This window comes from Malaciobacter marinus (genome assembly GCF_003544855.1).
Classification (GTDB): Bacteria; Campylobacterota; Campylobacteria; order Campylobacterales; family Arcobacteraceae; genus Malaciobacter; species Malaciobacter marinus.
This window is the reverse complement of sequence record NZ_CP032101.1, coordinates 2,538,544-2,551,716: the sequence shown is the minus strand read 5'-3', so window position 1 is coordinate 2,551,716 and position 13,173 is coordinate 2,538,544. Positions and strand designations below refer to the sequence as shown.

At 26.6% G+C, this 13,173-nt stretch carries 13 protein-coding genes; 6 read left to right on the top strand and 7 right to left on the bottom strand.

Features of this window, described 5'->3' with window-relative positions; all coding sequences use genetic code 11:
• Window positions 1–9 precede the first annotated feature (9 nt).
• A complete protein-coding gene (gene rpsR / locus AMRN_RS12385) occupies window positions 10–273 on the top strand; it encodes a 30S ribosomal protein S18 (RefSeq protein WP_079577653.1) in 264 nt (87 codons plus the stop codon).
• A gap of 52 nt (window positions 274–325) precedes the next feature.
• Here rpsR and cysS read toward each other — a convergent pair whose 3' ends face one another.
• Window positions 326–1,732 (bottom strand): cysteine--tRNA ligase, encoded by a 1,407-nt coding sequence (gene cysS / locus AMRN_RS12380; protein WP_099311315.1) that lies wholly within the window; start codon window positions 1,730–1,732, stop codon window positions 326–328.
• The gene (gene nusA / locus AMRN_RS12375; RefSeq protein WP_099311316.1) at window positions 1,732–2,907 is read right to left on the bottom strand and encodes a transcription termination factor NusA; all 1,176 of its coding nucleotides are present in this window, start codon (window positions 2,905–2,907) and stop codon (window positions 1,732–1,734) included. The genes cysS and nusA overlap by 1 nt, the downstream gene beginning before the upstream one ends.
• Window positions 2,908–3,060: 153 nt before the next feature.
• Between nusA and AMRN_RS12370 the strand changes: the two genes are divergently transcribed.
• The 4 genes from AMRN_RS12370 to AMRN_RS12355 are packed head-to-tail and all read left to right on the top strand — an operon-like array spanning window position 3,061 to window position 6,840.
• Entirely contained in the window at window positions 3,061–3,312 is a 252-nt protein-coding gene (locus AMRN_RS12370) for an HP0268 family nuclease (protein ID WP_099311317.1), read from the top strand.
• Window positions 3,313–3,320: 8 nt separating this feature from the next.
• On the top strand, window positions 3,321–4,637 hold the full coding sequence (miaB, locus tag AMRN_RS12365) for a tRNA (N6-isopentenyl adenosine(37)-C2)-methylthiotransferase MiaB (RefSeq protein ID WP_099311318.1): 1,317 nt from the start codon (window positions 3,321–3,323) through the stop codon (window positions 4,635–4,637).
• Between the two features lie 2 nt (window positions 4,638–4,639).
• On the top strand, window positions 4,640–5,266 hold the full coding sequence (locus AMRN_RS12360) for a lysophospholipid acyltransferase family protein (RefSeq protein WP_099311319.1): 627 nt from the start codon (window positions 4,640–4,642) through the stop codon (window positions 5,264–5,266).
• A gap of 8 nt (window positions 5,267–5,274) precedes the next feature.
• A complete protein-coding gene (locus AMRN_RS12355) occupies window positions 5,275–6,840 on the top strand; it encodes a hypothetical protein (protein ID WP_099311320.1) in 1,566 nt (521 codons plus the stop codon).
• Between the two features lie 46 nt (window positions 6,841–6,886).
• Here AMRN_RS12355 and mqnE read toward each other — a convergent pair whose 3' ends face one another.
• From mqnE to AMRN_RS12330, 5 genes are read right to left on the bottom strand one after another with little or no spacing between them, the layout of a single operon-like run.
• Window positions 6,887–7,948: an aminofutalosine synthase MqnE gene (gene mqnE, locus AMRN_RS12350; protein ID WP_099311321.1), complete on the bottom strand. Its 1,062-nt coding sequence runs from the start codon at window positions 7,946–7,948 to the stop codon at window positions 6,887–6,889.
• Between the two features lie 9 nt (window positions 7,949–7,957).
• Window positions 7,958–8,275 carry a hypothetical protein gene (locus AMRN_RS12345; protein ID WP_099311322.1) on the bottom strand — a complete coding sequence of 106 codons (318 nt, stop codon included), beginning with the start codon at window positions 8,273–8,275 and terminating at the stop codon, window positions 7,958–7,960.
• Entirely contained in the window at window positions 8,265–8,915 is a 651-nt protein-coding gene (locus AMRN_RS12340) for a carbonic anhydrase (RefSeq protein WP_099311323.1), read from the bottom strand. The genes AMRN_RS12345 and AMRN_RS12340 overlap by 11 nt, the downstream gene beginning before the upstream one ends.
• Window position 8,916: 1 nt before the next feature.
• Window positions 8,917–9,156 carry a hypothetical protein gene (locus AMRN_RS12335; protein ID WP_099311324.1) on the bottom strand — a complete coding sequence of 80 codons (240 nt, stop codon included), beginning with the start codon at window positions 9,154–9,156 and terminating at the stop codon, window positions 8,917–8,919.
• The gene (locus AMRN_RS12330; protein WP_099311325.1) at window positions 9,153–10,244 is read right to left on the bottom strand and encodes an aminotransferase class I/II-fold pyridoxal phosphate-dependent enzyme; all 1,092 of its coding nucleotides are present in this window, start codon (window positions 10,242–10,244) and stop codon (window positions 9,153–9,155) included. Before AMRN_RS12330 ends, AMRN_RS12335 begins: the two co-directional genes overlap by 4 nt.
• A 407-nt stretch (window positions 10,245–10,651) precedes the next feature.
• Here AMRN_RS12330 and AMRN_RS12325 point away from each other — a divergent pair, with 407 nt between their 5' ends.
• Window positions 10,652–13,171, top strand: a complete 2,520-nt coding sequence (locus AMRN_RS12325) for a methyl-accepting chemotaxis protein (protein WP_228150830.1) — start codon at window positions 10,652–10,654, stop codon at window positions 13,169–13,171.
• Window positions 13,172–13,173: the final 2 nt, after the last annotated feature.

Genomic DNA, 13,173 nt, shown 5'->3' with positions numbered 1-13,173 from the left:
GGATAAATAATGGCAGAAAAAAGAAAATACGGAAAAAAATATTGTAAATATACTGAAATGAAAATTGATTTCATTGATTATAAAAACACTAACTTATTAAAGTTATCAATGAGTGAAAGAGGTAAAATTATGCCTAGAAGACTTACAGGTAACTCTAAAAATGCTCAAGAAATGGTAGAAAAAGCTATTAAAAGAGCTAGACATATGGCATTAGTTCCATATATTGTTGATACTAAAAAAGTTACTGAACCAGCACACATTAGCTACAAATAAGTAATTTTAAAAGAAAGAAGTAAAACTTCTTTCTTTTTTTATGATTTAAAAACTATACCTTTTCCCAAACAACACCATTTGATGTATCCATTATTGATATATTAAAGCTACTTAATTCATCTCTAATTTTATCGGCTTGTTCAAAGTCTTTATTTTTTTTAGCTTCTACTCTTTTTAATATTAATTCTTCAATTTTATTAATTTGTTCTTTTGAAATACCAAATTGAAAATATTTAAAAGCATCATTTGAAGCAACACCTAAAACTTCTTCTATAAATTCAAAGTTTGCAACAAGCTCTTTTTTAAAGGCTTTGTTTTTAGGCTCTTTATCTAGTGTGTCATTTGCATTTGAAACCATTTCATCAACAATTGAAATAGCTTTTGATGTATTTAAATCATCATTCAAAGCATCAAGTAAATTCTCTTTAAATTGTTTATTTACAGAAGATTTTCCTATGCCATAAACTCTTTTTTTAACTCTATAAAGTTTATCAAGTCTTTTTTTGCTTACAATTAAATCTTCTTCATTAAAGTTAAAATCAGCTCTATAATGGGCACTTAAAAGATAATACCTTACCGCTTCACCAAAATATGATTTAAGTATATCTTTTAAGAAAAATGAGTTTCCAAGTGATTTACTCATTTTTTCACCATCAATATTTACAAAGCCATTATGCATCCAGTATTTAGCAAGATGTTGATTAGAAGAACATCTAGTTTGCGCAGCTTCATTTTCATGATGAGGGAAAATTAAATCAGCTCCTCCACCATGAATATCAATAGCAAACTTTTCATTTTTATATGCTAAATGTTTATCAATCATAGCTGAACATTCAATATGCCAACCAGGTCTTCCTCTTCCAAAAGAAGCAGGGTATGAGATCTCATTTGCATCTTTTTGAAATTTCCATAAAGCAAAATCTTTAGAATTTCTTTTTTCACTATTTGTTTCTACTCTTGCTTGTGAATTTTCATCACTTGCTCTATGGCTGATGTTGCCATAATCATTATCTTTTGATGTATCAAAATAAACACCATCGCTAATGATATATGCAATATCTTTTTTTTGCAGATCCTCAATCATTTCAATCATGATATCAAGATTTTGTGTGGCTTTTGGTTCTAATGTATTTTCTAAGATATTTAGTTTATTCATATCACTTTTGTATGAATTTATATAATATTGCGTAATTTCTTCAAGGGTTTGTTTTGTTTCTTTCATTTTTTTGATGATTTTGTCATCAATATCTGTAAAGTTTTTTGTCATTGTTACGTTGTAGTTATTTGCTTTTAAGACTCTATGTAGCAAATCAAATGCAATAGCACTACGTGCATGACCTAAATGTGCATCATCATACACAGTAGGCCCACACACGTAAACTTTTACATCATTATTTAAAATTGGTTCAAAAAGGATTTTTTCTTTTTTTACAGAGTCAAATAGATGTAATTTTTTCATTATTTAAATAGTGCCTCCAAATCAACTGGACTAGATGATTTTTTATTGTGTTCACCATCATTGGCAAAACCAGAAAGTGTATTTGTAGATTCAATTTCTTTTAATTCAATATCTGTTTTTGTAAGCATTGAAGCTAATCTAATATTTAGTCCAACTCTTCCAATAGCTTTTGATTTTTGATCACTTGGTATTGTTACAACAGCTTTTGAATTTTTTCCTGGAATTGCGCTTTTTTCAATAACTACGCTTGATATAATAGCAGGTGATAGTGCTCTTGATAAAAACATCTCTGGAACAGTAGAGTATTCAACACAATCTATACTTTCTCCATTTAATTCTTTACTTATAGAAGAGATTCTAACACCTTTTACCCCAACAACTGAACCAATAGGATCTATATTTGGCTCTATTGTTGAAAGTGCGATTTTTGCTCTGCTTCCTGGTATTCTAGCACTTGCTTCAATTGTAATTCTGTTATCTTTAACTTCTGGAACTTCTAATGCTATTAATGCTTCTAAAAACTTTGGTGAAGTTCTTGAAATTTCAATAATTAATCCTAATGATTTATCTATTTTTACAGCTTTTACAACAGCTTTTAAGTGATCACCAACTTTAAATATTTCACCTTTTATTCTATTCTTTCTTGGTAAAATTGCTTTAACTTCACCAATTTCAATAAATGTATTTTCAGCTCTATCAACTCTTGTTACTGAACCATTTACAATTTTTCCAATTTTATTTTTAAACTTTGTTACAAGATTTTCTTCTATAAATCTTTGTATTTTATATTCAAAATTATTATGAAGAATTGTTGCTGCATTTCTTCCCATATTTTCAAATTCTAAGTCGTAATCAACAGAGTCACCAACTTCTAAATCTGAATCGATTTTTTTTGCTTCATCAATACTGATGAAATTTTCAGGGTTAATTAAGTTGTCATATTGATCCAATGAATTACCAAGTAATCTTTCATCTTCATTTTCAACAACTTCTAACTTTTGAAAAAGCTCAAGTTTTTTATTTACTTTATCTATTTGCGAATCAAAATTTAATGATGGGTCAACCATCTTTTGAGCAGTTTTTATTAGTGCCTCTTTTAATGCCTGCTCTACATCTTCAACTTTTAGACCTTTTTCATAGGCAATTGAGTCCAAAATATCAATAATCTTATCCATTAAAACCCTTTGTTTGTTGACATTGAAATGAATGTTTTGATTTTCAATGTTGTTGTTAGAGTCATATTATATCTAAAAGTTCTTTTATAGAAATTAAAGCCATTTTAAGCTAAAATATATAGCTAATTTAAAAGATAAAAAAGGTTTAGTTATATGGAATTATTATTTGCAAGAAATGAGTTAAATGAAAAACCAAAAAAAGTGCAATTAGACAAAATTAAAGATGAGTTACAAAAATCTGGTGAAAAAATATTTTATTTTGATAGAGATAACTCTCATAAAGATATGATGGCTTTGGTTGATGCTTTAGAAGATGAAGGATTTAATGTTTATTTTAGAGAAGTAAAATATGGGTTAGCCGATGATGAGTATATGTATGAGGTACATGCACTTTTAATTAAGTAGGCAAATAAATGAGTAAAGAAGAATCAAAAAAGTTATTTATACAAACATTAGGTTGTCAGATGAATGATACTGACAGCCAACATATAGCTGCAGAATTAAAAAAATACAAAGATTATGATAAAACTGAGAATATAGAAGATGCAGATTTAATTATTATCAATACATGTTCAGTAAGAGAAAAACCAGTACAAAAACTTTTTTCTGAAATTGGACAATTTAATACTAAGAAAAAAGATGGTGCAAAAATTGGAGTATGTGGATGTACTGCAAGTCATTTAGGAAAAGATATTATTAAAAGAGCTCCTTATGTTGATTTTGTCGTTGGAGCTAGAAATATTTCAAAAATAAAAGATGTTGTTGATGTAAAAGGTGCAATTGAAATTTCAATTGACAATGATGAATCAACATATGAATTTGCTCCTGCAAAAACAAATAAATATAGAGCTAGTGTGAATATCTCTATTGGTTGTGATAAAAAATGTACTTATTGTATTGTTCCTAATACAAGAGGTGAAGAGATATCTATTCCTCCTGAAATGATTGTAGAACAAGTGAAAAAAGCAGTTGATGATGGAGCTATTGAAGTTATGCTTTTAGGACAAAATGTAAACTCTTATGGAAGAAGATTTTCTGATAAAAGAGAAAAATATAGTTTTACAAAACTTCTACAAGATGTTTCAAAAGTTGATGGATTAGAAAGAATTAGATTTACTTCTCCACATCCATTGCATATGGATGATGAATTTATTCAAGAGTTTGCAAAAAATCCAAAAATTTCAAAATGTATTCATATGCCATTACAAAGTGGTTCAACTGCTATTTTAAAAGCTATGAAAAGAGGATATACAAAAGATTGGTTTTTAAATAGAGCTAAGAAATTAAGAGACTTGGTTCCTAGTTTGAGAATTACAACAGATATCATTGTAGCATTTCCTGGTGAAACACAAGAGGATTTTGAAGATACATTAGATGTTGTAAATCAAGTTAAATTTGATCAAATCTTTAACTTTAAATACTCTCCTAGACCAGAAACAGAAGCTTTAAATTTTGAACATTTAGAAATAGATGATAAGATAGGTAGTCAAAGATTAACAACTTTAATTGATCTTCATAAAAGATATTTAGAAGAGCAAATGCCAAAATTTGTTGGAAGTACTGTAACTATACTAGTTGAAGCATTAAAACCAAATGGTGAGATTTCTGGATATACAGATAACTATTTGCAAGTATTTGCAAAAGGTAGTGATGAGTATTTAGGAAAATTTGTTAAAGTAAAAGTACTTAATGCTACAAGAACAGCATTAAAAGGTGAGATAATAAAATAAATATGAAAAAAAGAATCAAAACTTTTATCTCAATAAAAGTTATACCTTTTATTATGCAATTACTTGTAAGGTTTATTTATCTTACAAATAAAAAAGTTTTTCACCATGCTGATATCAAAGCAGATGAACCTATAATTGTCGCTTTTTGGCATGGTGAGCTATTAATGCAACCCTTTAACTATCAAAAGTTAAGACCCTCATCACTTGTAAAAGCAATGATTAGCCAACACAAAGATGGTGAAGCAATAACAAGAACTGTGCAATATTTAGGTATTGGTTCAATTAGAGGGTCTTCTTCAAAAGGTGGAGCTAAAGCATTAATTAGTACAATTAAAGAGTTAAAAGCTAAAAATGACATTGCTATCACTCCTGATGGTCCAAGAGGTCCAAGGTTTAGCATTGCAGATGGAATAGTTGCAATTGCAAAGAAAAGTGCTTGCAAAATCGTTATTTTTAATTGTAAACCAAGTAAATATTGGCAAATGAAATCATGGGATAAATTTGTAGTTCCAAAACCTTTTGGAACTATTGAGTTTTTTATTCAAGAGCCTTTAGATGTGACAGATTTAGATACTGAACAAGCAAAAGCATTAATAAAAGAAAAAATGCTTATTAATGCAGTAGTGTAGGAATAGAAATGTTTAATAAACACTCTTTATATATAAATGCTATTAAAAATAATAACTCTTTAAAACTTAACTTTAAAAAGTTAGAAAAAGCGGAAATAATAGATTCAAGTCAATCAGTATTTTTATCTAAAGATGAAATTTTACCAAGAGATGCTAGCCATAAAATAAATGCGCTACAAAATGAAATAGACAAAACATATATTTCAGCACTTTTACTTAGTGATGATACAAAGCTAGTTAAAAGAAATATTTCTAAAAGACTAAAAGAGTATGCAACCACAAATTTAAATAACGAATATGATGTTGCTGTTTTAAAAAATAAACTTTTTGAAACAAGACACTATTTTGAATCTACTGGTATTGATTATGTTTATTCAATTTTTCATGTGCTAAATCTTTTTATTGAAAAAAACCCTTATACAAACTCTTTAATATCACTATTTTTTAATAATAAAGCATATATTGTAATACTTAACTCAAAAGGTGAAATTGTTTTCGCAAAAGTTGTTGAATTTACATCTTTTGAAGATGTGAAAAATAGCAAGTTTTATGAAAGCGATGTTATTGGTCAAAAACTATTTGATGAAATTCATTTTTTTGAAGTTTTAGATAATATACATGCAATAATAAATGAATTTTATACAAATACAAATGATATTTTTATAGAAGAAATTAGATTATTATACACTGTAAAACAGTTTGATGATGAGCAAATAAAACAGATAAAAGATCAATTGATGCTTGATGTTTTTTATCATCCAATTTCAATAAATGAAGAGTTATTTGAACTAGTAAAAGATAAACACCAACATAAAAGTTTTATTGTGCCACGAAAAAAACCTAGTAAAAATAGTTCAAAAATTTGGCTTACAATATTATCAATTATTGCTATAGGTCTAATTGCTTATTTAACTATTCCAATAAATGACTTATTAAATGAAAATAGAAAAAAAATCCAAGAACAAACAGTTGAAGTTAAAAAGAAATTTAAACTACCAAATCATATTGAAAAAAATTTAATAGCAAAAAAAAGAGTTCAAGATATATTTGATATTATACCTTTTGATGTAGTTTTAAAAGATTTAGAAATAAGAAAAAATGGTTCTTCATTTCATGCAAATTTTTTAAGTGATGATACATATATAAAAGCTATGCAACCACAATTTTTAAAACTTTACAATAAGTCTTCGGTTGAATTTGTTGAAAATAAGAATGTAGTTTATGAAGGAATTGTAGAAAATATTGGGACTAAACCCATATCTACTTCGATGAAAATTTATAAAGAAACATATATAACTGATGAGTTTATACCTATTATTAGAGTAACAGAACAATTAAAAACACTATTTCCAAAAAACGCTAGAATCAATTTTAAATCAAGTTTTAAATCTGATGTTGTTACTTTTAATTATTTAATAAATATGACAGTTACTAGCCCAATGGCATTTTATGATATTGTTGATATGCTAAATAATGAGTTGTACTCTATTCATATCTCATATCCAATTAATTTTGTAAAAACAGAAGCTGGAATTGAGATGGACTTTATTTTACAATTTCATCAACCAAAGTAAATTTAAATTAGTTTGCTAGAATTTGAAATAAATTCTAGCAAACTAGTTACCAAACTTTTAGTTCGTTATAAATTGAGTCTCTTTCAACTGGAGTAAAGCCAGAATTTTTAATCAAATCAACAAATTGTTGAACTTGTACTCCATGAGCACTTTGAGCACCTGCTGCACTTTGTATTGATTCTTTTTCTATTGTTCCATCTAAATCATTTGCACCAAACTCTTGAGCTATTAAAGCAAGTTTTACTGTTGAAGTTGCCCAATAAGCTTTGATATTTGGAATATTATCAAGCAAAATTCTAGCAATAGCATATGTTTTTAATATCTCTTGTCCTGTAATTGGCTCTTTAACTTTTAAATAGTTATTTTTAGTTTGAAAAACAAGAGGAATAAAAGCATTGAATCCACCTGTTTCATCTTGTAATTCTCTTAATCTTAATATATGATCTACTCTATGTTCTCTTGATTCAATATGTCCAAATAACATAGTTGCATTACTTTTCTTTCCACTTTTATGCCAAAGTCTATGAATTTCAAGCCATTGTTGTGAAGTAACTTTTCCACCACAAATTCTTTTTCTTACCTTTTCATCAAATATTTCAGCTCCACCACCTGGCATTGAATCAACACCATGTTCAAGCATTTTATTTATAATATCTTCATAACTTAGGTTATATTCTGTTGCTAAAAAGTGAATTTCAGCTGCTGTTAATGCTTTTATATGAATATTTGGAAAATTATTTTTTATCTTTTTAAATACATCTAAGTACCATTGTAACCCTGTATCTGGATTATGAGCTGATACTATATGAACTTCTTTTATTCCATTTTTTGATGAATTATCAACTACATTCAAAATTTCTTCATGACTCATAGTATATGGACTAGGATTTTTCCTACTTGCACTATATGCACAGAATTGACAAACATCTTTACAGATATTTGTTGGATTTATATGTCTATTTATATTAAAATATGTTTTTTTACCATGTTTTTCTTCTCTTCTTTTATTTGCATAAAAAGAAAGATCAAAAAAATCTAAATCGTAAAGTTTCAATGCATCTTCGTAATCTAATCTTTCATTATTTTCTAATTTTTCTAATATTTTCATTTATACCTACTATTTACAATCAAAGTCTTCGTAATATTGATTTGAATTATCTTTATGTAAAAAACCAATACACTCTTGATTTGTTTTATCATTATAAAAAAGGATTTTATAAACTGAACCCTTTCTTCTTGTCTCTTTGTTCTCAACACTTAATTTATTTATTACTGTTACATTACTAATTTGTTTATAGCCAAGAGAGTTTAAAATCCCTGTTACTTTTAATTCTTTTAAGTAAGTTAACAATAAAAAGCATATAATAGCAATTAGAGCTAAAATTAAGATTATGATTTTACTTTTTTTGGGTATTCTTCTGACTTCATTTTCCATTTATACACTCTTCTAAATTTTTAAATTTTTGAGTTTCTTGATCATAACAATCAATTGAACCATCTTCTAATTTATAATACCATCCATGTATTTGTAAACTTCCATTATCAACCCTTCTTTTTACATCAGGATATGTTAATAAGTTCTTTAATTGATAAGTTACAGATATTTTTTCAGTTAGTCTATAAAGCTTTTCTTTGTCATTTGGGTCTTTAATCAAGCTTAATGTTCTCTCTTTTGCTTTTGAACCTAGCTCTAGCCATTTTTTAACATGAACAACTTTCTCTTTTTCTAAAGGAATTTCAGTGTATAAACTTTGACACGCACCACAATGAGAATGACCACAAACTATTATGTGTTTAACTTCTAAAACTGAAACAGCATATTCAATAGCAGCAGCACTACCATGATAATCTTCATCACACTTAAAAGGAGGTACAAAATTACCGACATTTCTTAAAATAAACATATCACCTGGATTAACATCAAGCATTATATCAGGAGTAACTCTACTATCTGAACATCCAATAAATAAAACTTCAGGTTTTTGACCATCTTTTACTAGTTTTTCAACATTTTCTTTTAATTCTGGGAACTTATCTTCTCTAAATCTTTTATTCCCTTTTATTAACTCTTGCATTTTAGTCTCTTTTTTTTATTATAATTTTGCTGTCTTGTTTTGTTAAAACAGTTATCTTTTTTATATTATCTTCATCATCTCTTCTTGCTTCTTTAGTTTGAACTATATAATCAAGTTTATGACAAGAAACTAAAGTTGTAAAATTTGAAAGTTTTACAATCTCACATTTTTTAGGTTGTATTATATTGTCTTTAGCATAAGTGAAAAGTGTGATAAAACAAAGTAAAACTATTTTTTTCATCTATTCTCCTTTAAAAAGTTACATACAAACTTTAAATTTTTCTCATTAATATCAATTTTTGCAATAAGTCTAATAATTGCACTTTTTACTGTAGGTTGACGTATCGCACCAACTAAGAAACCATGTTTTTTAAGTTCTTCTTGAATTTCTAAAACTTTTTTATTATCACCAATATCAATTGGAATAATTAAACTCTTTGAGTTTATATTTAATACATCTTTTACAATATTAAGTCTTGCTTTTATAGAAGATTTTAAATTTACTTTATTATTTAAAATATATTTTAAAGATTGCAAAGCTAAGCTAATATCAAATAGTGAGGGAGCAGTTGTGTAAATAATGGCTTTTGCTCTATTTTGCAAGTACTCAATTATATGAAAGCTTCCTAAAATATAAGCACCATAACTTCCATAAGCTTTTCCAAGAGTTCCCATTTTTATATGATTTTCTTTTGGCTGAATTTTATAGTAATCAAAAATACCTAGTAAGTTTTCTCCTATTACTCCACTTGAATGAGCCTCATCTACAATAAGTAAAGCTTTTACTTCATCAGCAAAATCAAAAATCTCTTTAGGGGCTAAATCTCCTTGCATAGAGTAAACACCTTCAATTGCTATAATATTTCTAGAGTCTGAAAATTCTTTGAATTTTTGTTTTAAATCATCAATATCATTGTGTTTAAAAGTTATTACTTGATTTTTATTTAGAAGTTTAGTTGCAAGTATTCCACTTGCATGATATTGTTCATCTATAAAAAGTCTATCTTTTTTTCTAACTAGTGCCTCAATAAGTGAAATATTAGCTAAAAAACCAGAACCAACTGTAATTGCACTTTCAAATTTATTTGCTTTGCAAAGTAGGGTTTCAAACTCTTTATGAATTTTATTATAGCCATTTACTAATTGAGAAGCTTTTGGTGCTGTGTAGTTTTCTTCTAAAACTCTTTCATAAGCTTTTTGAAAAAGTAGTTTATTCGTAGTAAGACCTAAATAATCATTTGAAGCTAAATCAATTAGACTTTCATCAAAAATCTCTCTTGTTCTAAAACGATTAGATTTTTTGATAGATTTAAGTTCTTTAGAATACAAGGCATCTCCTAAAAGTTTTAGTATTATATTTAAAAATATCTAAATTTTACTTAAAATTTTCATGTGCTACTGTTTTGCTATAGTGCAAAGTTATAATAATTTTGTACTAATTTTAGTACTCCTCCTCATATTAAAGTAGCTAGATATTCTAGCTACTTTATCTTTCTACATTTAGTAAATCAAACATTACAATTAGTGTCAAATTAAAACTTTAAGAGTATTTTAGAATAAAAAGCATATTACTAAATATTTTATAAAGTTAAGAAGTTTATGAATTTTCTTATTAAATGAATGAAAAGTGTATTTATTATAAAAAAATACTCATAAAATTATAGTTGATTTAAAATAATACTTTTCTATTACCATGAAATGATATAGTTTCATAATGAATAAAAAAAGGATTCAAAATGTTTAAAAATATAAATATAAAAACAAAACTTACAATTGCAACTGTGATTGCATTGATTTTTTTAGGTACTTTGATTACAGTAATATCTGTAAATAAATCAACTGAGGCTTTATTAGATGCTGAATTTAATAAGTTAATGACACTAAATACTGTAAAGAAAAAAGAAGTGTCCGATTATTTTATATCTTTAAAATCTCTTTTAGTTTCTCTTGCTAATTCTGAAACTACAAAAAAATCTTTTTTAGAGTTTGAAGATGGTTTTTATAAATTAGAAGAAGAGATAAATTTAGATATTTTTGAAGTGAAAAATCAATTAAAAAAAGATTTTTCAAAAAATTATTTAAATTCTGTAAATTATGATGTTCCAAATTCACAATCAAAAAAATCAATTGGAAACTATTTACCTACTTTAAATAGTGCTTTAATTGCACAATATATATTTATTACAGATAATAAAGAGAGTTTGGGTGAAAAGAACTCTTTGGTTTATAATAGTAAATATGATTCTTCTTATATGAGTGCGCATAAAAAATATCATAAAAGTTTTGATAAGTTTTTAACAGAATTTGGATTATATGATATTTTCATGGTGGATTTAAATGGAAATCTAATCTATACAGATTTTAAAGAAAAAGATTTTGCAACAAACTTAAAAACAGGAGTATATAATAATACTGGAATTTCAAAAGTATATAAAAAGGCATTAAATTTAAATAAAGATGAATTAGCTTTTGAAGATTTTGCTCCTTATGAACCAAGTTATAATTTGGCAGCTTCTTTTATTGCAACACCTATATATATAAATAATGAAAAAAAAGGTGTACTTATTTTTCAAATGCCAGTAGATAGAATTAATGCAATAATGGCTTTAGAGGGGAAATATAAAGATGCAGGTTTAGGTGAAAGTGGAGAAGTTTATTTAGTTGGTAGTGATTATAAGATGAGAAATAACTCAAGATTTATAAAATCAATTGATGATAAAATAGTACAAGAATTAAATTCTACAATTGGTGTTTGGGAAATAAAAACAACTTCAACTAAAAATGCTTTAAATAGTTTAGATAACAATAGAACTTTTAAAGAAATAATTAAAGATTACCGAGGTATTGATGTTTTAAGTATATCTAGTAAAATAGATATTTTTTCAACTACTTCTTGGACAATTATTGCAGAAATTGATAAATCAGAAGCTTTATCACCAGCATATGATTTAAGAAATTTAATAGCAATTATATCTATTGTAATAATAATTTTAGTATCAGCTGTTATACTATTTTTTATTAATAAAATAATAGTAAAACCTCTTAAAAGTTTTCAAGTATCACTTTTAGGCTTTTTTAAATATTTAAATAAACAAGCAGATGATATTGAAGAATTGAAAATCTCATCAAATGATGAAATTGGAATGATGGCAAAAGAAGTAAATAATAATATCCAAAAAGTAAAAATAGGATTAGAAGAAGAAAAAGCACTAATTAGTGATGCAAGTAGTGTAATTAATATTGTAAACTCAGGTGTATTAACAAATAGAATAAGTCTTGATTCAAATAATCAAGGTTTAAATGAGTTAAAAAATCTTATAAATAGTATGCTTGATAATTTAGAAGGAAATTTTGAAAATATTTTGAGTGTGTTAAATGAGTACTCAAACTATAACTACTTAAATAGTGTTGATAAAAAAGAGTTAAAAGGTGAATTGGCACAATTAATTGGTGGAATAAACAATTTAGGAGATTCGATAACTTCTATGCTTGTAGAAAATAAAAGTAGTGGAGAAAGTTTAAAAAATAGTTCTAATTTACTATTATCTAATGTAGATACTTTAAGTACTAGTGCAAATGAAGCAGCTGCAAGTTTGGAAGAAACAGCAGCCGCATTAGAAGAGATAACAAGTACAGTAATTAATAATTCAAATAATGTACAAAAAATGAATGACAATGCAAAGATGCTAACTACTTCTGTAAATGCAGGTGAAAAAATGGCTTCTGAAACAACTAAATCAATGGATGAAATAAATGAGCAAACACAACTAATTGCTCAAGCAATTACAGTAATTGACCAAATAGCATTTCAAACAAATATTTTAAGTTTAAATGCAGCAGTAGAAGCAGCAACAGCAGGTGAAGCTGGAAAAGGTTTTGCAGTTGTAGCAGCAGAAGTGAGAAATCTAGCAAGTAGAAGTGCAGAAGCTGCAACTGAGATTAAAAGTATAGTTGAAAGTGCAACACTTAAAGCAAATGAAGGTAAAGAAATTTCGACAAAAATGATTGAAGGGTATAAATCATTAAATGAAAATATAAATGAAACAATAGAGTTAATTGATGAAGTTAATGCCGCTTCAAAAGAGCAAAAAAGTGGAATTGAACAGATAAATGATGCTGTGACAATGCTAGATCAACAAACACAAAAAAATGCTTCAATAGCAACACAAACACAAGAAATTGCTATGGAAACAGATGGAGTTGCTACGAAAATTGTAGAAGAAACAAATGAAAAAGAGTTTAAAGGTAAAAATTAAAA

What these genes read in the sequence shown, in the direction of transcription:
- rpsR (WP_079577653.1), top strand. Translation starts at nt 10, where the DNA reads ATGGCAGAAAAAAGAAAATACGGAAAAAAATATTGTAAATATACTGAA.
- cysS (WP_099311315.1), bottom strand. Translation starts at nt 1,732, where the DNA reads ATGAAAAAATTACATCTATTTGACTCTGTAAAAAAAGAAAAAATCCTT.
- nusA (WP_099311316.1), bottom strand. Translation starts at nt 2,907, where the DNA reads ATGGATAAGATTATTGATATTTTGGACTCAATTGCCTATGAAAAAGGT.
- AMRN_RS12370 (WP_099311317.1), top strand. Translation starts at nt 3,061, where the DNA reads ATGGAATTATTATTTGCAAGAAATGAGTTAAATGAAAAACCAAAAAAA.
- miaB (WP_099311318.1), top strand. Translation starts at nt 3,321, where the DNA reads ATGAGTAAAGAAGAATCAAAAAAGTTATTTATACAAACATTAGGTTGT.
- AMRN_RS12360 (WP_099311319.1), top strand. Translation starts at nt 4,640, where the DNA reads ATGAAAAAAAGAATCAAAACTTTTATCTCAATAAAAGTTATACCTTTT.
- AMRN_RS12355 (WP_099311320.1), top strand. Translation starts at nt 5,275, where the DNA reads ATGTTTAATAAACACTCTTTATATATAAATGCTATTAAAAATAATAAC.
- mqnE (WP_099311321.1), bottom strand. Translation starts at nt 7,948, where the DNA reads ATGAAAATATTAGAAAAATTAGAAAATAATGAAAGATTAGATTACGAA.
- AMRN_RS12345 (WP_099311322.1), bottom strand. Translation starts at nt 8,275, where the DNA reads ATGGAAAATGAAGTCAGAAGAATACCCAAAAAAAGTAAAATCATAATC.
- AMRN_RS12340 (WP_099311323.1), bottom strand. Translation starts at nt 8,915, where the DNA reads ATGCAAGAGTTAATAAAAGGGAATAAAAGATTTAGAGAAGATAAGTTC.
- AMRN_RS12335 (WP_099311324.1), bottom strand. Translation starts at nt 9,156, where the DNA reads ATGAAAAAAATAGTTTTACTTTGTTTTATCACACTTTTCACTTATGCT.
- AMRN_RS12325 (WP_228150830.1), top strand. Translation starts at nt 10,652, where the DNA reads ATGTTTAAAAATATAAATATAAAAACAAAACTTACAATTGCAACTGTG.